This is a genomic window from Ellagibacter sp. (assembly GCF_048412355.1).
Taxonomy (GTDB): Bacteria; Actinomycetota; Coriobacteriia; order Coriobacteriales; family Eggerthellaceae; genus Ellagibacter.
Genome location: NZ_DBFSAP010000039.1, coordinates 24,453 through 48,015, shown reverse-complemented (window position 1 = coordinate 48,015; position 23,563 = coordinate 24,453). Strand labels below are relative to the sequence as shown.

Genomic DNA, 23,563 nt, shown 5'->3' with positions numbered 1-23,563 from the left:
GCGAGGAAGCTGTGCCACGTCGTCTACGCCGTCATGCGCGACGGGAAGCCGTACGACCCGGCCAAGTAGCCCCGGTTGGCATATCCGCCCTAGCCGCCATCGCATCTGCGATGCGCCCCATTGCGCCCAAAAGCATTCGATGTTCGGCTGTCAAAGTGCGTTAATCGGATAAACCTACTCGGCTTCAAAAAACTTCGGATTATCCCTTGACTTCATATAGCTGGTCTCCTTTCTTGAGCGAAGCGGGCCCTTCCCGCCTCATTGTTTGCTTTCTGCCGCCGAAGATGTCGGCAGCTTGGTGCCTTTTCGATGTCGGACTGCGCTCTTTGGCTGGCCTTATTGGTTCCCGCTCAAGTCGGCCGCAACGATAGCGACGGCAACAGACTGGGGGTTGCCCGACGGCGCACCGGTTTCGGGGTCGCAGCCCTGTACGGTCACGGTCGCCGATCCCTCATGGGCATCCGGCGCTTCGCACCATTCGACGACCTCGCCGGGGGCGATAAGCCCGGAGCTGTACAGCTCGACGCCGTCCTGCGAAAGGGTGAACGTTTGCGAGAACTTGTTTTCCGCCACATTCGACACGTTAACGCGCACTTTTCCATCCGATAGCTTGGGCTTTGCCGACACGGAAATCGTCATGCGCGACTCCTCCGCCTGGCGGTTGAGCTCGGCAATAACTTCTTCGTCGCTTTTGCCCTCGTGGGCTTGCACAGTCGCGCCGGGGTCGGCCTTAGGTTGAGAGAATTGCCACATCGCGCAGCTGCCGATGGAAAGAAGCAGGAGAAGGAGCAGTATCAGAATAATGATGCGCCGCTTCTTTTTGCGCGAGTTATCTTCTTGTTCCGTTTCGCTCAATCCCCCACCCATTAAAGCACAGTTGCTTTTCGAGAAACCGCATGTGAGAGCCACGTCTTCGAGATTCGTTCATTCGGCCCCGAAACAAGGGGCATCGCGCACCTCGAGCATTTCCAAATCCCACTATTGGTTTTGCGCCTGGATTATGGCAGAGCAACTCCCTCACTGCAAGAACTTCGTCTGCTAGCGGTATGCCAGCCATACAAAAAGCCCATATTGCTCTGGTGATTCGCGCACTATTTCTGTTCAGCGGCGCTGCAGCGAGGCGATTACCCTAGCAGAAAAGCTAATCGCGATGCGACACGTAATACCCCGCGTCCTCCACCGCACGTTCGACGGCGTCGCGGTCGATAGGGGCTTTCGCCAAAATGTGAGCCATGCCCGACCCCAGGTCGACCCTCGCCCATGTCCCCGGCTGCGCATTGAGGGCGTTCTGCACGCGCCCGACGCACTTTTTGCAGGTCATCCCCTTCACCTTAACGTCAAGCGAGAAGGGATAATTCGCCTCGTCAGTGTCTTCCACCGTAACAGCAGCCACCTTCTTCGCCTTGGGAGCTTTCGGGCCGCCGCCGCAGCAGTCATCCTTGAGCGAGAACACACGGTAGGCTCGGCGAAGCGCGAAGACCATAAGGATTGCGATAGCGACGATGAGGATCAAGGTTGGTGCGTTCATGCAGCAGCTCCTCCGAAAGCCTTCGCTTCTTGATACGCAAGAAGTTTCCCGTTTGATACTTTCGACAGTGTAGCACGAGAAGTTAGCGAGGGAAAACCGTCGCGAAAGAAGACGCCACAGAGTATCCATTACCCTCTAGGGGTATATGAGAATGCACGAGCCAGCAGTGGTTCGGCGCCGAGGGGCGCAGAAGGCGGTTGAAGCTCCCGACCGACTATTCCCCCAGGTCCTCGGCGAACCCTACGCGGTAGTTCGCGAACACCACCCCGTCACCTGCCTGTGTGGCGTCCAAATCGACATCGGCCGCTATCGCGAAATCGCTGTCGCCCTCCGCATCGTGGAAAATCTGGCGCACATGCCATACGTGGGCCGACTCCTCGTCGGACTCGTCGAGCACGAGATAGGCCTTCGAGCGCGCATCCGCATCGAGAAGCACCTCTTCGTGTGCGTCGTAGAACTCGTCGAGCGCCACCGCCCAAGCACGCTCGCCGAAGCCCCAGTCCGCATCCATCTCGCCAAGCGTCGCAACGTCGCGGTGCGCCGCCGCACGCACACGGCTGAACAGGGCGTTCCGCACAAGAACGGTAAGCCCGCGACGATCGCGTACCACCGGCTCGTCCTCGGGCAAAGGCGGCGCGGCATCGAGCGCGGCGCCCGCGTTTTCCCACTCGTCGACCAAGCTCGAGTCGACCGAGCGCACGATAAGCCCCAGCCAAGCGACGACGTCCTCGAGCCGCTCGTCGCGCTTGCCCTCGGGAACCGTGCGGTCGAGGGCGCGAAACGCCTCGGACAGATACCTGAGAAGGGCACCCTCGTAGCGCGTGATCCCCAGCTTCTGGATATACCCCTTGAAGTCCGCGGCGCTCTCCAGCATGTCGCGCAGCACCGACTTCGGGCGCAGGCAGAAGTCGCGCGCCCACGGCACGCCCTCGCAGTATTTCTCGAAGGCGGCATCGAGCAGATCTTCGAGGGGCTTTTCGTAGGTCACGTCCGCGATACGCTCGAGGCGCTCCTCGTATTCCACGCCGTCCATCTTCATCTCGGCCATTGCACGGTCGCGCGCACGGCGCTCCTGGGCGCGCAGCACCTGGCGCGGGTCTTCAAGCGTCGCCTCGACCATCGACACCACGTTGAGCGCATAGTCATCATCTTCAGGGTCCAAAAGTTCCAAAGCCGCAAGCAAGAAGGGTGAAAGCGGCTGGTCGAGCGCGAAGTCTTCAGGAAGGTCAACCGTCACATAGTAGCTCGCGCCCCCGTCGGGCAGATCCTCTTTCACGACCACGCCCGCGGCGATGAGCGTGGCGAACACCTCGTCGGCACGCTGCGAGAGCGCCACCTTCTCCTCGTCGGTTTGCAGCGAGTCGGCAATGAGCTCCTCCACGCGGGCGCGGGCGTCGCCCCCCTGCTCCACCTCGGCGAGCACCATCGAGTGAGTGACGCGCATGCGGGGCGTAAGCTTCTCGGGAACTGATTCCACCAGGCGGTTGAAGGTGTCCTCGTTCCAGTTGACGAAGTTCTCGGGCGGTTTCTTCTTCTTGATCTTGCGGAGCTTCTTCGCATCGCCCGCAGCCTTCACCTCGGCCTTGTGGTTCTCGATCTCGTGCTCGGGCGCCTCGGCGATGACCACGCCTTCGGTATCGAAGCCCGATCGCCCTGCGCGCCCCGCGATCTGGTGGAACTCGCGCGAGCGCAGACGGCGCATCTTGTGGCCGTCGAACTTCGTGAGCGCGGTGAGCACGACGGTGTGGATGGGCACGTTGATGCCCACGCCGAGCGTGTCGGTTCCGCAGATGACGGGGAGAACGCCCTGCTGGGCGAGCTTTTCCACCAGCAGGCGATAACGGGGCAGCATCCCTGCGTGATGCACGCCGACACCGCAGCCGAGCAGGCGCTTCAACGTCTTGCCGAACGCGGTGGTGAATCGCGCGCCCTTCATGGCCTCCTTCACCGCCTCGCGCTGCTCCTTCGTCGCCACGCCGTAGCTCGCCAGCGCCGACGCGCTCGAGAGCGCCGCGTCCTGCGAGAAGTGGACGATGTAGAGCGGCCCCTCCCCTTTTCGCAGCGCAAGCTCGACCGTGCCTTCAAGCGACGTGAGCGCATACTCGTAGGAAAGCGGAACCGGGCGCGGCGCGTCGATGATGCGAGAGACGTCCTTGCCCGTCTGGCGCTCGAGCAGCCCTGCAATCTGGTCAACGTCGCCAAGTGTGGCGCTCATCAGCAGAAACTGCACATTGGGAAGCGCAAGCAGCGGCACCTGCCAAGCCCAACCGCGATCGGAGTCGGAGAAAAAGTGGAACTCGTCCATGGCGACGCTCTCTATGGGGGCGTCCTTTCCCTCGGCGAGCGCCTGATTCGCGAGGATCTCCTCCGTGCAGCAGATGACCGGGGCCGACGTGTTGATGTGCACATCTCCCGTGATCATGCCCACGTTCTCGCGGCCTAAGATGTCCACCAGGTTGAAGAACTTCTCGCTCACAAGCGCCTTGATGGGCGCCGTGTAGTAGGAGCGCTCGCCGAAGCACATCGCGATGAAGTGCATGCCGAGCGCGACGAGCGACTTGCCCGAGCCGGTCGGCGTTCCCAAGATCACGTGATCGCCGACCATGATGGACATGAGGGCCTCTTCCTGATGAGGCCACAGCTCGATACCGCGCGACTCGACCCAGCCAATGAACGCCTCGTAGGCCTCTTCCTCTGTCAGGTTAGGGTTCTCGTCGTAGAGTTTGCATGCCAGCGCACCAAGCTCGCCGGGCTCATGCGCGCGGGACGCGTCCGCAAGCTGCGCGACCTCGCTCTCGGGAGTCGTGACGTGGACAGATACGCCGTCGTTGGTTCGTTCAGACAAAAGTCGCTCCTCGTACAGGTTCGCCCGCGCGACAAAACGGGCGGACCTGCTGGCCCGCCCGACTCAGTCACCGCGAATTCGCATTCAGTTCTTCGAAGTGTAGCGCAGCGCAGCCGAATGATGCTAACACTGCTCAAGAATGGCACGCAGATACTGCTTGTAGCTCTCCGCGAGCGACTCCGGCCCCTCGATGCGGACCATGCCGTTGCACCGGACAAGCCATCCGTAAAACGCAGGGCCCTCTTCAACCCGGGCCTCGATGCGCGCCGTGCCGTCACCGAGGTCGGTGGAGGCGACGTCGCGTCCGAAGCGGTCGACGACGGCGTTCATGGCATGGCCATCGGCGATAAGCGTCGCGTCGACGAACGCACCGCCAGCCGCACCGACGACCGCATTGTTGAGCCGCTCGACCGAGAAATCGCTTTGGCGGGGAACCTTCGCCGCCCGCTCCTCGGAGACTTCCACGTAATCCATGCGCCCGACGCGAAAGCCCTCGAAGGTGTCGATTTCGGGATTGTAGGTGACCAGGTAGTACACGCCTTGGTTCACGATGATTTCCACAGGCGTCTCCACGTAGCGCTCGCCGCTGCGGCGCATGACCTTCTCTTTCGCGGCGTTGTAGCTGAAATAGCGGAACGACACCTTGCGCTTGCCCGCGATCGCCTCCAGGATGCGGTCGACATTGTAGAGCAGCGAGTCGCCCTGGATTTTGATGCGCCCGCTTACGGAAAGGTGACGGTCAAGCAGGTCGCGCTCGCGCTTGGGCGCGAGACGCTTGATCGAGCGAACGAGCGCGTCGGACTTGCGCTGCGTCAAATGGCGCGAACTCTGCACGGCGTCCACGATAAGCATCAGATCGTCAAGCTCGATAGATCGCGTGACAAGGGCGTACTCGAGCGGCGCTCGCTGAAACGTCTGGATATCGAGGCCGAATTCCCGCAGCGACTCGATGTCGCGATAGACCGACTTGCGCTCCGCCATGATGCCGTGAGCCTCGAGGCGTTCGAGAATCTGCGCCATGGTCAAGCCGGCGACAGCGTCGGTCTCCTCCACGAGCATCTTCGCAATGTAGAGGAGCTTGAGTTTTTGCAAATTGGCCGCCACGGGACACCCTCCCTTTTATGCCTCAGTTACCACACTGATTATACTTCTTTGTTTCCCCAGGTAAACTAGCATTCGTTACAAAAATCACGTCGATTATGACATTTACCCGTCCCAAAGTTGTCTCAGAAGACGTCAAATTATCGGAAAGGGCGCAAGCGAGCAAGGTCGGCTATAATCGCAAGGCAGATGCAACCGGACGACGACTTGGATGTGACTTCATGAACGCAGGCACCCTGGCAGGCAACGATTCCCTTCGCGCGGCGCTGCGCCACTACGACGAGGTCCGCGAGACCTACCTTCGCGCGCTCGCCGAGCATGGCGTGGAATTCGCGCCCGCAGGCTCCTCCGATGCCGAGATCGCCCAACTGCGAGACGAGCTTGCGCAACGCGGAGCCGAGTTCCGTAACGCAGGTGCGTCAATTCGCATGGGCTGGATCTCGAAGGCATGCATCGAGTGCACGGGAAACAAAGGCTCCGAAACGTTTTCCACCACGTTCAGGTGCCATCGCGACTGCTATTTCTGCTTCAACCACAACCAGGCGGACTACGACAAGTTCGTCCGCGAGGGCTGCCCATGGGAAGAGGGCCTCGCCCGCGCCGCCGAAACCTACAAAAACGGCCTCGCCGTCATCGGGCTCACGGGAGGCGAGCCGCTTTTGAGCTTCGACGCGTCGATCGCGTTCCTCAACCGCGCGCGCGAGCTTTTCCCCGAAGCGCACAAGCGCATGTATACCTCGGGCGACCTGCTGACGGAGGACATGGCGCGAGCGCTGCGTGACGCGGGGCTGCAAGAGATCCGCTTCAGCGTGAAGGATTTCGACCCCGAGCCCATGCAGCAGCGCGTGCTCGACGCGATGCGCCTGGCGAAGCGCTACATTCCCGACGTCATGGTGGAGATGCCCATCATCCCCGGCACCGAGGCGCGCATGAAAGAGCTGCTCGCGAGCTTCGAGGAGATCAGCATCCGCGGTATCAACATGCTCGAGTTTTGCTTCCCCTTCCACAGCTGGGACGAGTTCGCGCGCCGCGGCCTTGTCGTGCGCAACCCGCCCTTCGATGTCATGTACGACTACGGCTACTCGGGCGGCCTTCCCATCGCCGGCAGCGAGCAGCTTGCGCTCTCGCTGATGATATGGGCACACGACCAGGGGTTCTCGTTTGGCATGCACTACTGCTCGCTCGATAACAAGCATCGAAGCGAGATGCGGCAGCGAAACGAGCGCGCTGCCCATGTGCACCCCTGCTTCACCTTCGACGAGGGGGACTTCTTCCTGAAGACGGCAAAGGTGTTCGGCCCCGACCGCGAGGTGGCGCGCCCCGTCCTCGCCACGGCCGGCTGCGATACGATGGTCGACAGCGATGAGGAGGACTCGACGACCTTTCCCTTGCGCTATCTGGAGTTTCTGCGCGGCGTGAGCGTCACGCCGGCCGTTGCGTATGCCGTGCTCGAATCGGACGAGAACGGCTCGTATATCCAGGAGCTTGACCTGCGCGTAGCTGAATAGCGCGCTTGGGATGCCCCGCAGCCTCCGTAGCCCAAGAACTAGAGAATACGATGATCCACCGGTGCAAACGCGTCGCCAAATGCCGCTTTCGCACCGGTGGACCTTGGTGGCTTCCTACAGCGCAGCCTCGATTGCGGCGAGCAGCTCGTCGTACTCCTCGAGCGTGGGGACATCGGGGTTCTCGGCCTTCGTCGACGGCGCACCCTTGAACAGCCAGCCCGCCTTGCTTGCGCGAATCATTCCCAGGTCGTTGTACGAATCGCCTGCAGCGATGGTTTCCATCCCGCAGCTCTGCAGCGCGCGAACGGTCGTGAGCTTCGTCTGGTCGCAGCGCATCTTGTAGCCGGCGATGGCGCCGTCCTCGCCCACCTCGAGCGAATTGCAGAAGATGGTGGGCCAGCCGAGCTTGCGCATAAGGGGCTGCGCAAACTGTTCAAAGGTGTCAGAGATGATGATGACCTGCGTCTTCTCGCGCAGCGCATCGAGGAACTCGCGGGCGCCCTCCATTGGGTCGATTGTGGCGATCACGTCTTGGATCTCGGCCAGACCAAGTCCATGCTCGCGCAGGATGTCCAGGCGGAAGTTCATGAGCTTGTCGTAGTCGGGCTCGTCGCGCGTCGTTCGCTCAAGCTCGGGGATGCCGCTCGCCTTGGCGAACGCGATCCAAATCTCGGGGACGAGCACACCTTCCAAATCCAAGCAAACCACGTTCATAGGACATCCTTTCCTTATGCAGGCTCAAGGCGTTGGAGGATTCCAGCGCGACGGAGGTTAGGGCCCGCAGCACGCGACGTCGCGAGCTGGGAGGGCACTGCCCTATGATAGCCTATCGAAAACGTCGGCATTCAAGCAATCGGCTGGACGGCGCCCGCATACGACGTCGATGGCGCTTTGCATCGTTCGCTCGCGAAGCTCAACTGTTCGGGGTGCCGTCCCGCCGCCCGCCTCGAACCGTGCAACAAGGCCAATCCTGTCGTAAACGGCACGAGCGAGGTCATTTCCCTCATATCACTTGAACTGCCAGGCAGACCGTGCATAATGTTCAATTCGAATGGCTTCTACGATATCCCACATACCCTCTTCAACTGCACGGAAAACATGGGGGTCTCCTCGCTGCGCAAGTGGCAGTGGGTTCATTTCGCAAGCTCAATTGAAGAGGTGGCTGGCATCCTAGTTCCATGCTAGCCGTATCATTTCTCCGAGTTGCCAGGAGCACAAGCAATTATGAGCATCCTCGACAAACAATACCCGACGAGCGTTTATCGGCTCACCCTCGCCACAGCCGCCGCCATCTGGGGCCTCGGCTTCGTGATCGGCAAAAGCGCCATCGCCACCGTTGGCGCCACCTGGTTCACCGCCATCCGTTTCTTTGGGGCGGGCATCGTTTTGCTCATCATTTTATTTCCCCATATCAAGCGAAATTTCTGTCGAAAGACACTGAAGGCGGGCATGATCATAGGTGTGGCCACGTTCCTCGGGTTCTGGACTCAGTTTCTGGGCCTGGGCATGACGACACCATCGAAGAACGCCTTTTTGAGCGCATGTTATTGCCTTACTGTGCCGTTCATCTGGTGGGTGGTCTCGCGCCGCCGCCCGTCCGCCAAAGTGTTTATCTCCGCGGCAATATGCGCCATTGGCATCGGGATGGTGTCACTGACCGACAGCTTCTCCATCAGCCTGGGAGACGGCATCAGCATTCTCTCGGCGTTCCTCTACGGCGCCGAAATCGTGATCATCGGTCTGGTCATGCGCGACAACGATATCCTGACCACCACCGTCGTCCAGCAATTCACCAGCGGCATCTTGGCCCTGCTGCTCGCTTTGACCACGCAGCCCATGCCAACGGCGGCGCAGGTGACCACTCCCGAGTTCATCGGCGCCATGGCCTATGTTGCCGTCCTCTCGGCGGCCTTTGGAGCCGTGGCGCAGAACACAGCACAGGCACATGTGTCCCCTTCCGAGGCGGGCCTGCTCTGCTCGCTTGAAAGCGTGTTCTGCGCCCTGTTTAGCGTGGCATTCTTCGGCGAGGCGCTCACGCCGAGAATGGCGTTGGGATTCGTGCTCATCTTCGCCTCCATCGCGGCAACTCAGCTTGGCGACAAGGGAGGCGGCGCCGCTGCTGCTGCCGCCGACTCCGCCCTCGACGAGTCCGTCGCCGACGGGCCAGCGGCCACCACAAGCTGGGAATCCAGCGAGCCCGTCAAACGGAACCGTGGAAGAATCGCCCGCTGAACTGCGAGTATCGCAGCTAGCAAGGCACCTTTTGGCTACTAAACGAGAAACCCCGCATTCTCGATGCCAAGTCCGCGATTGGCCGCGGAGCATAGGTCATGATAGCGGTTAAGCCCGACGGCGAAACACGAGATAGCTATTCAGGGCGCCCGTCCGGCCGTCCGCTTCGAACCGCGCAACAAGGCTTGCCCAGCCGTCGACGACACGAGAGAGGTCGGCCACTTCCCCATCCGAGAAGGTGTGGCAATAGCGGTATGCATGCTGCCTGTTCTGCCATCCAAGCAGGTAGTCGCCCTCATCGAGCGCGGGCAGCCCATACTCCACGCGAGCTTTCGCCGTCGTTTCTACCGCCTTTGCTGCAAGCTCGGGACTCTTCGCGAACTGCCAAAGCGACACCGCCACGTGCCCGCCGGGACGCACGCTCTTGACGAGCGCCCGCAGAAGCGCCGCCCGCGAATCGGCACCAGGAATGTGGTGGAAGAACCCGAAGCACACCGCCATATCGACAGGCGGCGCTTCGATTGCGCGCTCAATCGAACCGTCTATCAGCGAGTTTGCGATATCAAGCTTCTGGAAGGCAACGTTGTCGGCGTCGCCCGCGAGCCCGTCGCGCGCAAGCTGCTCGCAATCGTCCACCGCGAAGTAGGCTATCGCCGCACCGGGCAGCGCCTCTTGCAGAAAGCGAAGGAAGCGCCCGTTGCCGCACGCCACATCGAGCACACGCAGCGGATCGCGAGGAATTTGGCCGGCGGCGAAAGCGGCGCCTTCGAGAAGCGCGCCCTTTGGGAAAGCCGCACTCGCATCCGACGACGGCTCAGCACCGATCCCCATCTCGTTGAGGCAGCGCCTCCAACCCGCCCACGAAGCGCGGCGGGTCGACGAGAACGACGAGGCGTTCTCGCGGTAGAAAGTCGAGGTTATGTCGCACAGTTTTCGGGCGGTTTCAGTATCCATAAGTCATCCCGTGCATTGTATCGCTTCGCGACGCAACGCGCCGTCCGCAGCGGGCCGACGATCCGCCAGCGCGCGCCGGGTCCGCATAGCGTACAATGCCGCTTATGCAGAAAACCCTCGAAACCATATTGTCAGCCCTGAAAGAGCAGGGCCAGCCGCTCGACGCGAACGCACTCGACCGGATTATCCGCGCGCGCAACCGCGAGCTACGAGGACCCGTGCGCGCGGTGGCAAAGAAGAAGCTCCTCCCCTTCTACCAGCAAACGAAGAAACGCAATCCCGACCTGTGGCGCAGCTGGGGCATCGACGACGCACTCGAAGCGCTCCTCGTGCGCACCCTGCGGATGAAGCCCATGCGCACCGCATCGGGTGTGGCGACCGTCACGGTGCTCACCAAGCCGTGGCCCTGCGCAAGCGCCTGCCTCTACTGCCCGAACGACATCCGCATGCCGAAAAGCTATCTGGCAGATGAACCTGCCTGCCAGCGAGCCGAGCGCAACTGGTTCGATCCCTATCTTCAGGTGGCGCTGCGGCTGCGCACGCTCGCCGACATGGGACACACGACCGACAAGGTCGAGCTCATCGTCCTCGGCGGCACCTGGACAGATTATCCGCGCGCATACCGTTTTTGGTTCATGCGCGAACTTTTCCGCGCGCTGAACGAGGCATCGGACGCAAACGTGCAACGGGCGAGCATCACCGAGCGGCGCGCCTTCTACGAGCAATGCGGCATCAAAAGCGAGAGAGACGACCTTGCCGCATTTACTCGCGACGAGCAGGCGCGGGTCACTTGCGGCGAACTCACCTACAACCAAGCAGTCCGCGAACTCTACGGGGACGATGCGGGGTGGCGGCAGGCGAGCAACAGCCAGACGGCCGCGCTCGCAGACGTCACCCTCGAGCATGCGCTCAACGTGCAGGCCGCGCATCGCTCGGTGGGACTTGTCATCGAGACGCGCCCCGATTGCATCACCCCCGGAGCGCTCACCGAGATGCGGGCACTCGGCGCAACAAAGGTTCAAATCGGCATTCAAAGCCTTGACCAGCACATACTCGATGCGAACCTGCGCCGCATCTCCCTCGATCGCATCGGGCGCGCCTTCGAGCTCGCAAGGCTGTTCGGCTTCAAAATCCATGCGCACTTCATGGCCAACCTTTACGGGGCCACGCCCGAGAGCGACGTCGCGGGGTACCGTGCGCTCGTGACCGACAGGCGCTTCCTCCCCGACGAGGTGAAAATGTACCCTTGCGCGCTCGTCGACGGCACGGGTCTTGTGGAACACTGGCGAAACAGCACGTGGAGACCCTACGCCGAGGAGGAGCTTATTGGTGTTCTGGTTGCAAACATGCAGGTCACGCCTCCTTACGTGCGCGTGTCGCGCATGATCCGCGACATCTCCTCGCACGATATCATGGCGGGCAACAAGAAGGTGAACCTGCGCCAGATGGTCGATGGCGAGCTGGCGCGCCGCGAGGCAGCGGTGGCCGAAATCAGGACGCGCGAAATCGGCACGCGCGGGGCAGACTTGAGCAAGCTTGAACTCGCCGAGTTCCCCTACGAGACCACCGTATCGAGCGAGCGTTTCCTGCAATGGGTAACGCCCGAAGGGAAAATTGCAGGTTTCTTGCGCTTGTCGCTGCCGAAAGCCGATGCGATCGCAGCTGCACGCGCGGAGGCAGAAAACGAGCGCGGGGCGATCGGCTCAACGGGGTGCGAGGCAATGCCATTCGAAGGCAAGGCCACCTCTCACCAGGCCTCACGAGATATTACGCCCGCAAGCGCAAGCGCGCAAGCAGAACGCTCCACCCATGACGCCTTCCCTCTAGCTGCAGGCGAGGCCATGATCCGCGAGGTACACGTGTACGGCGCCGTCGCTGCGCTCGGACATGCAAGCACGGGCGCGCAGCACACGGGGCTGGGCCGCAAGCTCGTCGCTCGGGCATGCGATATCGCGCGAGAGGCAGGCTACGAGCGCATAAACGTCATCAGCGCGGTGGGGACGCGCGAATACTATGCGACCCTCGGCTTCGAGCAACACGGCCTCTACCAGCAAAAAGAGCTTTAAGTTTGCAAAGCACGCAGGGGCAGCCCCTTGCGACCGTCGATTCCGCAGCTCTTGATGCCAGCTCCTCCCAAGAAGCGGGAAAGAGACGCTCGCCCAACCTTTGTCCCGCGCCCGTGGCAAGCCTACCGTGCCCGCAGTTCCCAGAAGGCAACGGCGCTGGCTGCAGCCACGTTCAGTGAGTCGACGTCGTGCGCCATGGGAATCTTCACCGTGTAGTCGCTTGCGCCGATCGTGGCTTGAGACAAGCCCTCGCCTTCAGTTCCGAGGACGATCGCGAGCTTCTCGCAGGAGCGAAGCGCCTTATCGTCAAGCGAGATGGACTCGTCGGACAGGGCCATCGCCGCGACCTTGAACCCCAGGTCATGAAGGAGCGGAACCCCCTCCCCCGCCCAAGACCGAATGCTTCCGATCCGCGTCCAGGGAACCTGGAACACCGTCCCCATCGACACGCGCGCGGCACGGCGGAAGAGCGGGTCGTGGCACGACGGGGTCACAAGGACCGCGTCGACTCCAAGCGCGGCGGCCGAGCGGAAAATCGCCCCGATGTTGGTCGAGTTCCCAATGTCCTCGAGCACCGCCACTCGACGTGCACCCAACCTGCCCAGCAGCTCGGTCACACTTGGTAAAGACGGGCGCTCGAATACGGCAAGCGCGCTTCTGACCACCTCATACCCAGTGATTTCCTTGAAGAGCGCCTTCGGCGCGACGTAAATCGGCGTCGAGGCATCTACCGCAAGCGCTTGTTCCATAACGGGCATCGTGTCCTCAAGCAGCTTTTCGGGCAAAAGCATCGCGCGCGGGACGGCGCCAGCAGCCATCGCGCGCTCGATCACCTTGAGCGACTCGCCGATGAACAGCCCTCTCTCGCGCAGTTCCGCGTCGGCCGTGCGGGTGAACAAGGAGAGGTCCCCGTCCCTCTCGACATCCGCGTTGCCCGTCTGCTCCAATGCGATTATCGGCATTGCTCTCCCCTCTTGCGACATCGCCTACCGGCCACCAATCCACGCCTCCCACGAGGCTGCCTCGCGTTGCGCCTGCGCGTAGCCCGCATCGTAGGACGCGCAGAGCTTCTCCCAGTTCGTCTCTTTGTTGTCGACGGGCATCTCGTCGGGATAGAAAACGCAGGCCAAGCCCTCCTGCTCGAGCCGCTCAACCTCGTCGCACAGAGCGTTATAGCGAGATGGCCTCTCGATGGTGCGCTCGGCAACCAAGGGATGGTTCCGAAAAGCGGCGCGGAACACGGCGCGCGGCAAAGCGCCAAGGGGCTTTTTGCGATATCCCCGCGGCTGCGTTCTCACAATGAAGAAGCGCTCGAAACCGTCACGACGCGCCGCATCAAGACAGATTCCCCAGCTCGTTCCCATTCCGCCGTCCATATAGGTGCGGCCGTCAATCGTCGTCGGAGGCATGAACAGGGGCATGGTCGAACTGGCGCGCACGCGCAGCATCATGTCGCGCATCGTCGGCATATCCGCTTTCGTCCACGCCACGGTCTCGCCGGTTTCCCAATCGAATCCCTCGATGTGCACCTCGGCCTTGTTCGCGAGGAACGTGTCAAAGTCGAAGGCCATCACCTCGTCGGTGCCCGCCAAATCCTCCGCGATTCCCTCATAGAGGTGATGCGCGTTGAAAAACCCTCTGCCAGATAGGAAGCTACCGACACCTCCGAACTCAGGGTCGCGCACCAAATCGGTGAACGAGGCGCGCGAGCGCTCGATATCGCGCGACACGTAGTTGACCGTATGGCTTGCCCCGGCGGAAATGCCGTAAACCTTCGGGAAGTTCAGCTCGCGCTCGAGCAGCGTCGTCACCACGCCTGCCGTATAGCTTGCGCGCATGCCACCGCCCTCGAAGATGAGCGCGACATCGTCTATGTTGGGTTCGTGTTGAGACATGGCAGGGATTATACCCCGACGAGACCCCGATTGTTGGCTGCATCCATGCGATTGGCCGCGCTTGCGAAACCTCTATTTGCTGCTTTCAGATGCGGTGCCGCTGGAAGCAGACGACGACCCCGATGCGGAGTCCTGGCTAGACGAGGTATTCCCGCCGCTCGTGCTCCCCTGCTCCCCCGATGAGGATGTGCCCGCATTCGGGCTTGAGGAGGTCGAGGTGCCGCTTTGCCCCTGGCCGCTTTCTTGTGTCCCCGATTGAGAGGACCCTGACTGATTTTGTGAGGTCGAGCTGTTAGCATCCGAGGAGTCGCTTTTCGTCGTATTCGAAGCTGCGCTCGACGCGGACGCGTTCTGGGAGTCGCTACTCGTTTCGGACTCAATCGCATGCTGCTTGTCCGCCTGTGCATCTTGCTGCGCGTCCGAATCCTGGTTCCCTCGGACAACCTGTTCGATTGCCGCTGGCTTCGCGCCAAGACCCTGGCCTTGCGTGGTCAGCATGACAAATCCCGCGCTCACCGCCACCGCGACGAGTGCGGACACTATCGACACGGCGATCACGCCTCGCTGCATGCGCTTATCATGCTCGCGCTTCTCGCGAACATGCTGCGCAGTGATGTCCCCAGCGAGCGACTTATCACCCAGGTGAGGCGTCGCCGTGGCGCGGCCGGGCACTCCCCCAGCAACCACACGCCCCGAGGCGAGCTGATCGACGGCCCTCATCGAAGCGCCCGCAAACTCAGCTTGTTCGGTTTGCCCCGCTTTCGGGCCGTCGGCTCGCACATCTTCTTCCGTCGAGGCTGTGCCAACCTCCTCCGCCCCAAATGGGACCGCCTCTAAACCTTCCAACCCCTCAGCGTCGCCAACGCCGTCAGTACTCGACTCCTCATCCGAGCCGTGCATGCCGCGCAGCTTAGTCGCCGACTGCTCCAGGAAGCGCTTGTATACCTGCGACGCGACCGTCGAGACGACCGAGCCAACCGCAACGCCGATCACCGACCCTGCGATGCCAATCTGCGCCGACAGCAGCATCGACGTCACCGCGGCAAGCGCGCCCGCCGTAAGCTGCGCGCCAGAGAGCCCCTCGAACAAGCTCTTCGCCGTGAATGATGTGTCCTTTGCCCGTTCAGCCATGTTCAACCTCGTGCTTATCATCTTCTCGCTTGCTTTCCGAAGGTAGAACATATCCTCCTCATGTGGTGGGAATTTGAACCAGGGGAACTCTTCGCCAGATTGATACCCAACCCTCACAGATAAGTCACTTTCGCCCCGCTGCAAGGCTCTACCGCGATCGAAGCCGCCAAGAAAGTTACCTAAGCGTATACTTGCCGTAGTGTTTCCGATTGAAAGGATTCTCGATGGAAAAGCCTATTCTTTATTACTGGGCGCCCTGTTCAACCTGCTCGGTGGCGGTGAACCTCGCCGATGAGCTGGGGATAGAGCTCGACAAGCGCGACGTCGAGCAGGAAGCCCCCTACCAAGAGCTGCTTGCGCTCGGCGGCGACGCAAACAAGATTCCCTATCTCTACGTGGGCGGCGAGCTTATCGAAGGACAGGAAGCAGTGCTGGCGAAACTCGAGGCCATGAAATAAAGGGCCTCATCGCCTTGTGCCGAGCGGCCATCCGAGAGTGCGCTTCCCACCTCGGGCGGCCGCTCGGTTTTGTTCCACCGGCCGCCACCGGCCTGCCCGTTTTCCCGCCATTGTGCTAACCTCCGAACATAAGTTGCAGCTCTCCCGTTTGGAGGTATCTATGAATCAAACCGAAGGCCCTATCGCCTACACCGCCATCCCCGACGAGGTCACCCGTAATGCGCATGCGGCCTTTGCCTCGGACCCAGCCGCGCGAATCGCAAAGAATGCCGTTTCCGCAAGCCCGATCCGCAAAGTCGCTCGCGTTCCCGAGGCGCTCAGCCTCGATGCGGGCACCTTCGATGTCCAACTCTCCCAAGGCGACATCACCAACCAGAAGCGTTCGGGCCGTTGTTGGATGTTCGCAAGCTTGAACACCATGCGCTTTCGCATCATGAAGAAGCTGAACCTGAAGACGTTCGAGTTATCGCAAGCCTATCCCCTCTTCTGGGACAAGTACGAGCGCGCCAACTGGTTCTTCCAGAACATCATTGCCACCGCAGATGAGCCTGTGACCTCGCGAGATGTTTCGTTTCTTCTCCTTGACCCGCTCTGCGACGGCGGGCAGTGGGACATGTTCCGATCCATCGTGAAGAAATACGGCGTCGTGCCGAAGGACGCCATGCCCGAAACGCACTGCTCGTCGAACACGGGAGATATGGATGCCTTCCTTACTCGCTTCCTTCGCGCTGGCGCTAAAGCGCTTCGCGATATGATCGCGGGCGGTGCCGACAAGGAGACCCTTGCCGCAAAGCAGGCTGAGCTTCTCGAGCAGTTCTACCGAATGCTTGCAATTTGCCTCGGCGAGCCGCCGAAGTCGTTTGAAGCCCGTATCCGCGACAAGGACGACAAGCTGGTCGTTTTGGGGACCTTCAGCCCAAAGCAGTTCTTTGACGAATACGTAGGCATGAACCTCGACGACTACATCTCGGTCATCAACGCTCCGACCGAAGACAAGCCGTACTATCGTTCATATTCCGTAAGGTTCCTTGGTAATGTTGCCGAGGATGGCGGGGTCCACTACGTGAACCTTCCCATCGAGTCCCTGAAAAGAGCGGCTATCGCCCAGCTCAAGGACGGTCTTCCCGTATGGTTCGGCTGCGATGTCGATCAAAACTACTTGCAGGATGACGGAATGATGGGTATCGGTACCATGGATGCCGACGGGCTGTTCGGCGTGCCGGTAATGGCGGGCTTGGACAAAGCGGCTCGACTCGATTATGGTGAATCGCTCATGACACATGCGATGGTGTTTCAGGGAGTGAACTTCGACGGCGAGGGTAAGCCCACGCTTTGGCGCGTCGAGAACAGCTGGGGCAAAGACCACGGCCACGATGGCTACGACCTCATGACAGACGATTGGTTCTCGGAGTACGTCTATCAGGTTGTCGTTGACAGGAAATACCTTACCAATGACGAGCTTGCAGCCTACGATAGCGACCCCGCTATCCTTGCACCTTGGGATCCCATGGGCGCTCTTGCGTAATATTTCACCAGCTTGATTCACGATTTCGACACAATTGTGATGTTAGTGGTGACAAACCGAATCTGGCACTATTACAATATGGCCACTCTTTGCACTGCATTGCCGCACAACCGTTGCGACAAGCTTTTACAGCGCAAACTGATCAGGCCGTGGCGTTGAGCTATGGAGCCGGGCCGGCGGGGACGTCGGCAGCAGATGCACCTTTGAGCGCGCCTGCGGGACAGTTGCCGTTCCGCAGGCGCGTTTTGTATTTTCCGAACGCGAGCGCGGGTAGCTAAGAGACACTGTTCCCTACCCAAGGAGTTCGAATCATGGCAGAAAACATCGAATCCAACCCTATTAATGATGAAGACCCGAAGTCTCGCAAGGACAGCCGCATTCCGGATAGGCAAAAAGTTACCCGGCAAGTCGCCACTGTCGGAGTGGGCGGAAATATCTTCCTTGCAGCCTTTAAGCTGTTCGCGGGCATTTTCGGCAATTCCACCGCGATGATATCCGATGCGGTACACTCGCTTTCGGACGTGGTCGCGACCGCTATCGCCTTTGCGGGAGTGAGGCTTGCTGAGCGCGACGCCGATAGCGACCACCCCTATGGACACGAACGGTTCGAGAGCGTCGCCTCCCTCGCTTTGGGGCTTATTCTCCTGTTCACCGGCTTGGCAATCGGATATTCAAGCCTGGAAAGCATCGCAACGCGGTCTTACCTCGACGCGGCAACGCCAAGCCTGATTGCACTCATCGCGGCAACGGTCTCCATCGTCGCCAAGGAGGGCATGTTCTGGTACACCCGCCATTGGGCGCGGGCCATCAACTCGAGCGCGTTCATGGCCGATGCATGGCACCATCGATCTGACGCGCTCTCCTCTGTTGGAGCGCTTGCCGGCATCGGCGCCTCGATGCTCGGATTTCATGCAGGAGACGCAATTGCCAGCTTGGTCATCTGCGTCATCATATTGAAGGTCGCATTCGATGTCTTGAAGGAATCGCTTAGCAGCCTAACTGATACCGCTTGCGATTCGGCATTCGAACATGAGCTCGTAGATGTTATTAGCAGCACGCCGGGTGTCATCCGAATCGACGATTTTCGCACGCGAAAGTTTGGAAACAAGGTATATGTTGACGCAGAAATCGCCGTTGATGGTTCTCAAACGCTTACCCAAGCTCATGAAATCGCTGAAGCCGCTCACGATGCCGTTGAGTCTCACTTTGACAATGTGAAACACATTATGATTCACGAGAACCCTGCATAGAAACTCTGATTTCAACCTTGGCGTAATCTAGCAATTGAGTCTTTTGAGGCCGTCACGTTCTTCGTGGCGGCCTTATCTATCTTGAAGCTTAAACATTTCTAATTGATTAATCGCAATTCATACGATGTGTCGCATAATGCGGATCGTCTTCCCAAAGTCGAAGCTTCCCCACCGCTCTTGTTTTCGCTAAATCGATAATTCTCTGGTTTGATGATCCTTTAAACCTGAGCGTGATGTCATGTTTATCTTGTTCGAATGGGCCATCCACCAATATATCAATGAGGGACATAATCTCCTGGGTTTCCTTGCAGCAGCATCGTGACTTAGCGTCGAGAAGATTCTCGTATAGCTCCCCCGTGAAGCACCAGATGGATTTGTCGGGGTAGTGTTCTTTCACTCTTCGAAGAAACGGCAACAGTCCCGCTTGATTTTCGGGCTCCATCGGCTCACCCCCCAGGAGAGTTAGGCCATCAACATATGAAGCGCTCAAGCTATCGAGTATTTTGCCCTCAACCTCACGAGTAAATGGCTTACCTGCCGAGAAATCCCACGCTTCTGAGTTAAAGCAACCAGGGCAGCCTCGACGACAGCCGGATACGAACAACGTCGTACGAACACCCTCTCCATTTGCAATATCGAAGTATTTGATTGTGGAGTAATTCATTTATTCACCTCTCCCTTGGTCTCTCTGGATTATCTCATTTCTTCGCCTCTTCTGTTGTCTCGATTCTAAGTCCATTTCTAGTCGAAACTCATTTCGTTCTTCTTGACCTTTTTTCTCCCTATTATGCCAAGACTCTACCTTCCATTGATTCCTGTCATCTCGAATACGCTAATGAGCAATCAAAGTGTCGCTGTGCAGTCGCTGCACATCACTAAACCTGCTCCACCTATCTTATGCTTGACATTGTGCGATCCCCTACTGTGCAGCCACTGCACAGTGCTTAACTACTCGTTATCAAGCAACATTCGAAATTGAGATTTCAGTTACTGTGCAGTAGCTGCACAGTAACGCATAAGACAAATAATCAACAAGAATGCGATAAGTTGCAGACACTGAATGATGTAGGAGTAAATTTCTTGCAATTAGTAAAAATAGTAAGCGATAACACTTGTAGTATAAAAATGAAGCGTATAGAATGATGCAAACGACAAAGTGTGCAGCGACTGCACAGAGCCAAAATCAAACGAAACACAAACACAGCAATGATAGGATACGGCATGTCGAAAGATCAGTCGGAAACGAAAGAGGTCAAAATGGCCACCAAAGGTAAGTCGAAAGGCGGAGAAAAGCAACAGCAATCGCTTTCTCTGGGCAGGGAGACCGTAGAAGAGCTCGAAAGAGAAGCAGAGCGACGCGGCCTCAACAAATCTCAACTTGCCGATTTACTTCTCAACGGACAGCTGACGCAATCCGCAGAAAAGCCGACTATTATTTCGATCATGAGCTACAAAGGCGGCGTTGCAAAAACCACGACTTGCACTTGCCTAGCAGTTTGCCTTTCCGAAATGGGATACAAAGTCCTAGTGATCGACATGGACGGCCAGGGAAACGTAAGCCAGAGCCTTAGAGTGTATGACCCTCGCTCAGAAGAAGCCTGCATCGCAGACGTTCTTTATCAGACAACACCGAACGGACAAAGAAAAAGCCTTCGGGACGTCATGAAGCCGACAGATTACAGCAACGTCTTCTGTGTTCCTTCGAATTTCCGTTTCGCAGATGCAGATACCCGCCTCAAAGCAGAAATCGCTGGCGGCGTCGATACGCGACTGTGCTATGCAATTGAAGACCTCGTTGAGGAAATGGCGAAAGAAGGCGAGGATCGTTTCGATTACATTATCATCGACTGCGGTCCGCGCTTGGATATGACGACCACGAACGCAATCGTAGCGCTTGAAGCCGGAAACAATGCTTCGCACATTATCATCCCCATCAAAGTTGACGGTTTTGCGATTGCAGGACTTTCGCAGACGATTGATACCATTAACAGGACCGCAAAAGAACGCCGCCGACTCCCGCAGCATTGGAAGATTCTGCAAACGATGATCGAACGAAAGACCTCTGCCTACAAAGTCGGATGCGAATTGCTTAAAGAAGCAATTCCGAACGCAGAGTACTTCAATACCAAGATTGAGAAAAGTACAGTGGTCCCAGAGGCAAGCCTTGCAATGGAACCGTTGATTACCTACGCGCCCGACAGCAAACCTGGAATGCAATATCGTTTGCTCGCTCAAGAAATCGAGGAAATGAATGCCTAAGAAAAAGCTGCAAGCGGCAATCGCTCGGAATGGGGGAGCAGTGGCAAATGTTGTCACGAAACATGAGAAACTCTCTGAAGAAGAGCTACGAGTTGCCGCATTTAATGCAAGAGACAACCAGAATGCATCGATTACTGACAAGATGGCCAACGATAATCGACGCAATACGCTACTGAGCGAGATGGGGTTTGACTGGTTTGACATCGAAGACATCAAACCAAATCCGAAAAATGCCTACAAGATAACGGAAGAGGATGTAAAAAACCTCGCAGGATTAATCTACAACAGCAAGGAAGTTGAGCCCCTCATCCTGCGCGAAACCGAAAACGGCGTTCAAATCGTCGATGGCGAAAGACGCTGGCGCGCCTGCAAGCTTCTCGCAGAAAAGTATGGCGACGCATGGCGAATGGTTCCCGGCCGCTGCCACAAACTTGGGTCGCTGAGCGATGAGCAAGCAGAGTTCATCATGCACTCAAGCAACATGGGGCAGAGAAACATCACGCCTTCCGAGCGAGCCCAGGGTTTCAAGGTGCTTGCCGACAAACTCGTCGAGTGGAGAAAGGACGACCCAAGCCTGAAGGGCCGCAATACCAAAACAGTTCTCGCAGAGCATTTCGGAGTGTCGGAAAGAACAGCGCAAGTACTGCTAAACATTGCACGCAATCTGGCAAAAGAGGGTAACGACCTACTCGACGAAGGCAAAATTACCCAGACTCAAGCAGAAGCAATCTCCAAACTACCAGGAGACAAGCAAAATTTCGTAATCGAATCAGTTAAATCAAACAACTACGACAGTGATGAGATAACAGCACTTGTGCAGGAGATCAAAGAAACTGATCTTCCGGTAGACCCAGACAAAAGCAACGAAACAGCATTAAATCAAAGGCAGGTAACTTCCTCAAACCAGCATCCAAGAAAGCCGAAGGACATCAACGGATATCTCAAGACAGCTAAAAACGCTCTGCGAAAGGCTGACAAAGTCTCAGGAGAGGCAGACTATAAGCTAATCGGTGAGATTAAGAAGCTACTAAGAGAGATAGAACAGCAACAAGAAGCACTCGATAAATTGAGGTAATCATACGACCCAACTCGAGTTGAGAGAATAAAGGGGTGAAAGGCGGACTACAGATAAACACGTATGACAAAAAATTGCATAGTTGCTGAGAATCTTGTTAGGCTTGTTTTCATGTTGTTTGTTAAAAGAGACTTCTTTCTCTCGGTTACATGTGTTCTGTAAGTCATGGTTAGGCCAGGTAGTGATGCTGTTCGGCCTATTGAATGCGAATGCGCGATTGGTTGTCAATCGCATCTGTAACAGCTTTTCATTTTCCAGATGCGATTGACCGATGCTGCATAACACAATTCTTCTATGTTGTTGCACAACAAAAGGAACTGCTATTTGCAGCTTCGGAAGTGAACTGAAGTGCTGTCGTCTTGCTCGCGAAAGAACGCTCGCAACAGTTCTCAATGAACAACCAACCCTTTGAGCGATTTCGTTTTGAGTGAAATCGCCGCTTCGATAAAGATTGGTAATCCTTTTATCTCTTAAGGCCCGGCGCGACGCAGTGGCCTCTTTCGCCTTTTCCCGAATGATTGAACGAGTTGACGTGTGGAATTGAATCCTAATCTTCTCTTGCTCGGTTAGAGCGAGCATCTCCACTATTCTTTTTGCGCTCAATACGTAATAGCCACGTTGACCCCGTACATTCACAACTCGATCGACCGAGCGAACAACACTATCGAGCTCAGCTTGCGAAAGAGGCTGCGTGAAATGTGAGTTGAATGTGCAAAGCTGCCGAGAAGCATCGTTCGGCCCGACAAGTTGAACAGCAGTGTTGTAGAAAACAAAGCACATGAGCTCACGCGAGCCTTCGCAGTCGAAATTTCGAAGAGTTTGCAGGGAAATCACATTAGCTAAACGAGACCGCAAAAGCGGACTGTCGTCACCGTGTTTCTTCGAGAATAATGCGTTTGTCGAATGCCTCATCTCGGGCGAGACGACATGCTTTGCAAATCCACCAAGTTTAGCGTTAAGTTTACTCAGATCATAGTAAGAGTCGCTTGACGACAAAAGGCGAGCGTAACGCTGGGCAACAGGGTTGAAACTTCCCGGCACACGCGAGACACGAGTGAAGTCGAACACCTTCTTATCAACATCAATGCAATCAATCGGCTCCATGAGGCGGGAGAGGGTTCCTGATAGTTTTTGCTGAACTAGTTGGAATAAACTGAGCGCCTTCTCGTTGACAGGACCGTTGGCAGAGCATCGATAGGGGATGGAGCGGTTCAAGACATAGTAAAGGTGCAGACCGCGACCGGAATCGACGGTGAGCGTTGGACGAGGAAGCTTCTCAATCCGTACAGCCTCGCTGATGATTTCAAGTGCATTACAAATCGCGTTGTCGGTTTGCGAGCGAGATGATCCGTGGCAATCAAGATCGAAGAAAAGAGCGTTGATCTGCCTGAGCGAATCGAGACGACGTCTATCTCCGGAAAAACCGTTAACGGAAACATAGAGCGACCCATTGCTCGGCGCGCCGATGAAAGAAAGGTGCGAGTGCTTGTGCATTGACTCACGCCAAGTGCCGTCAATGCAGGTAGCAAGGGCATAAGAGCTGTTGCGGTCGTCGTGGAAGAGGGCACGGAAAAACGTGTCCCTCTCATCGAGATCGCAATGCGAAGAGTCGCTATGTGAAAACCCTACCGACACAATGCACCTAACCAACGGTCGAAGCAATGCCCCAACCGTTAGACGAGCGAACAATTCCTTATGTCGATATGGAAAAGTGACGAAGAGCACGCGCGTATTGC

At 58.0% G+C, this 23,563-nt stretch carries 19 protein-coding genes and 1 riboswitch; of the genes, 8 read left to right on the top strand and 11 right to left on the bottom strand.

The features are described from left to right. Nucleotides 1–336 precede the first annotated feature (336 nt). The 4 genes from ACMRQN_RS05645 to ACMRQN_RS05630 all read right to left on the bottom strand — a co-directional run bounded on the left by ACMRQN_RS05645 (nt 337) and on the right by ACMRQN_RS05630 (nt 5,477). Nucleotides 337–855 carry a hypothetical protein gene (locus tag ACMRQN_RS05645; protein WP_418734171.1) on the bottom strand — a complete coding sequence of 173 codons (519 nt, stop codon included), beginning with the start codon at nt 853–855 and terminating at the stop codon, nt 337–339. A gap of 286 nt (nt 856–1,141) precedes the next feature. Further along, nucleotides 1,142–1,528 (bottom strand): heavy-metal-associated domain-containing protein, encoded by a 387-nt coding sequence (locus ACMRQN_RS05640; RefSeq protein ID WP_418734170.1) that lies wholly within the window; start codon nt 1,526–1,528, stop codon nt 1,142–1,144. A gap of 214 nt (nt 1,529–1,742) precedes the next feature. After that, nucleotides 1,743–4,373, bottom strand: coding sequence for a DEAD/DEAH box helicase (locus tag ACMRQN_RS05635; protein ID WP_418734169.1), 2,631 nt, complete (start codon nt 4,371–4,373; stop codon nt 1,743–1,745). 123 nt (nt 4,374–4,496) lie between these two features. Continuing rightward, nucleotides 4,497–5,477, bottom strand: a complete 981-nt coding sequence (locus ACMRQN_RS05630; RefSeq protein ID WP_418734168.1) for a helix-turn-helix transcriptional regulator — start codon at nt 5,475–5,477, stop codon at nt 4,497–4,499. Nucleotides 5,478–5,695: 218 nt separating this feature from the next. Here ACMRQN_RS05630 and ACMRQN_RS05625 point away from each other — a divergent pair, with 218 nt between their 5' ends. Beyond that, nucleotides 5,696–6,982 carry a radical SAM protein gene (locus tag ACMRQN_RS05625; protein ID WP_418734167.1) on the top strand — a complete coding sequence of 429 codons (1,287 nt, stop codon included), beginning with the start codon at nt 5,696–5,698 and terminating at the stop codon, nt 6,980–6,982. Between the two features lie 114 nt (nt 6,983–7,096). Here ACMRQN_RS05625 and thrH read toward each other — a convergent pair whose 3' ends face one another. Next, nucleotides 7,097–7,696 (bottom strand): bifunctional phosphoserine phosphatase/homoserine phosphotransferase ThrH, encoded by a 600-nt coding sequence (gene thrH / locus ACMRQN_RS05620; protein WP_418734166.1) that lies wholly within the window; start codon nt 7,694–7,696, stop codon nt 7,097–7,099. A 510-nt stretch (nt 7,697–8,206) separates the two neighbouring features. Here thrH and ACMRQN_RS05615 point away from each other — a divergent pair. Next, complete coding sequence (locus ACMRQN_RS05615) at nt 8,207–9,214, top strand: DMT family transporter (RefSeq protein WP_418734165.1); 1,008 nt, start codon at nt 8,207–8,209, stop codon at nt 9,212–9,214. Nucleotides 9,215–9,322: 108 nt separating this feature from the next. Here ACMRQN_RS05615 and ACMRQN_RS05610 read toward each other — a convergent pair whose 3' ends face one another. Further along, a complete protein-coding gene (locus ACMRQN_RS05610; RefSeq protein ID WP_418734164.1) occupies nt 9,323–10,168 on the bottom strand; it encodes a class I SAM-dependent methyltransferase in 846 nt (281 codons plus the stop codon). Between the two features lie 128 nt (nt 10,169–10,296). Here ACMRQN_RS05610 and ACMRQN_RS05605 point away from each other — a divergent pair, with 128 nt between their 5' ends. After that, entirely contained in the window at nt 10,297–12,234 is a 1,938-nt protein-coding gene (locus tag ACMRQN_RS05605; protein ID WP_418734163.1) for an elongator complex protein 3, read from the top strand. A 122-nt stretch (nt 12,235–12,356) separates the two neighbouring features. Here ACMRQN_RS05605 and ACMRQN_RS05600 read toward each other — a convergent pair whose 3' ends face one another. The 3 genes from ACMRQN_RS05600 to ACMRQN_RS05590 all read right to left on the bottom strand — a co-directional run bounded on the left by ACMRQN_RS05600 (nt 12,357) and on the right by ACMRQN_RS05590 (nt 15,260). Then, nucleotides 12,357–13,196, bottom strand: coding sequence for a TrmH family RNA methyltransferase (locus ACMRQN_RS05600; protein WP_418734162.1), 840 nt, complete (start codon nt 13,194–13,196; stop codon nt 12,357–12,359). Nucleotides 13,197–13,220: 24 nt separating this feature from the next. Next, nucleotides 13,221–14,129: a patatin-like phospholipase family protein gene (locus tag ACMRQN_RS05595; protein WP_418734161.1), complete on the bottom strand. Its 909-nt coding sequence runs from the start codon at nt 14,127–14,129 to the stop codon at nt 13,221–13,223. 72 nt (nt 14,130–14,201) lie between these two features. Further along, nucleotides 14,202–15,260, bottom strand: coding sequence for a hypothetical protein (locus ACMRQN_RS05590; RefSeq protein WP_418734160.1), 1,059 nt, complete (start codon nt 15,258–15,260; stop codon nt 14,202–14,204). A gap of 224 nt (nt 15,261–15,484) precedes the next feature. Here ACMRQN_RS05590 and ACMRQN_RS05585 point away from each other — a divergent pair, with 224 nt between their 5' ends. The 3 genes from ACMRQN_RS05585 (at nt 15,485) to ACMRQN_RS05575 (ending at nt 18,493) form a co-directional block, all read left to right on the top strand. Then, on the top strand, nt 15,485–15,718 hold the full coding sequence (locus ACMRQN_RS05585; protein ID WP_417048910.1) for a glutaredoxin domain-containing protein: 234 nt from the start codon (nt 15,485–15,487) through the stop codon (nt 15,716–15,718). 160 nt (nt 15,719–15,878) lie between these two features. Next, nucleotides 15,879–17,243: an aminopeptidase C gene (locus tag ACMRQN_RS05580; protein ID WP_418734159.1), complete on the top strand. Its 1,365-nt coding sequence runs from the start codon at nt 15,879–15,881 to the stop codon at nt 17,241–17,243. Between the two features lie 128 nt (nt 17,244–17,371). Beyond that, nucleotides 17,372–17,469: riboswitch (NiCo riboswitch) on the top strand. Nucleotides 17,470–17,554: 85 nt separating this feature from the next. Further along, entirely contained in the window at nt 17,555–18,493 is a 939-nt protein-coding gene (locus ACMRQN_RS05575) for a cation diffusion facilitator family transporter (RefSeq protein ID WP_418734158.1), read from the top strand. Between the two features lie 106 nt (nt 18,494–18,599). Here ACMRQN_RS05575 and nrdG read toward each other — a convergent pair whose 3' ends face one another. Continuing rightward, nucleotides 18,600–19,157, bottom strand: coding sequence for an anaerobic ribonucleoside-triphosphate reductase activating protein (nrdG, locus tag ACMRQN_RS05570; RefSeq protein WP_418734157.1), 558 nt, complete (start codon nt 19,155–19,157; stop codon nt 18,600–18,602). A 557-nt stretch (nt 19,158–19,714) separates the two neighbouring features. On the opposite strand from nrdG, the gene ACMRQN_RS05565 reads away from it, so the two are divergent. Together ACMRQN_RS05565 and ACMRQN_RS05560 are read left to right on the top strand one after the other, a co-directional pair. Next, nucleotides 19,715–20,752, top strand: coding sequence for a ParA family protein (locus ACMRQN_RS05565; RefSeq protein ID WP_418734156.1), 1,038 nt, complete (start codon nt 19,715–19,717; stop codon nt 20,750–20,752). After that, nucleotides 20,745–21,827, top strand: coding sequence for a ParB/RepB/Spo0J family partition protein (locus ACMRQN_RS05560; protein ID WP_418734155.1), 1,083 nt, complete (start codon nt 20,745–20,747; stop codon nt 21,825–21,827). The genes ACMRQN_RS05565 and ACMRQN_RS05560 overlap by 8 nt, the downstream gene beginning before the upstream one ends. Here the strand turns inward: ACMRQN_RS05560 and ACMRQN_RS05555 are convergent, their stop codons facing one another. Next, the gene (locus ACMRQN_RS05555) at nt 21,828–23,462 is read right to left on the bottom strand and encodes a hypothetical protein (RefSeq protein WP_418734154.1); all 1,635 of its coding nucleotides are present in this window, start codon (nt 23,460–23,462) and stop codon (nt 21,828–21,830) included. Nucleotides 23,463–23,563 lie beyond the last annotated feature (101 nt).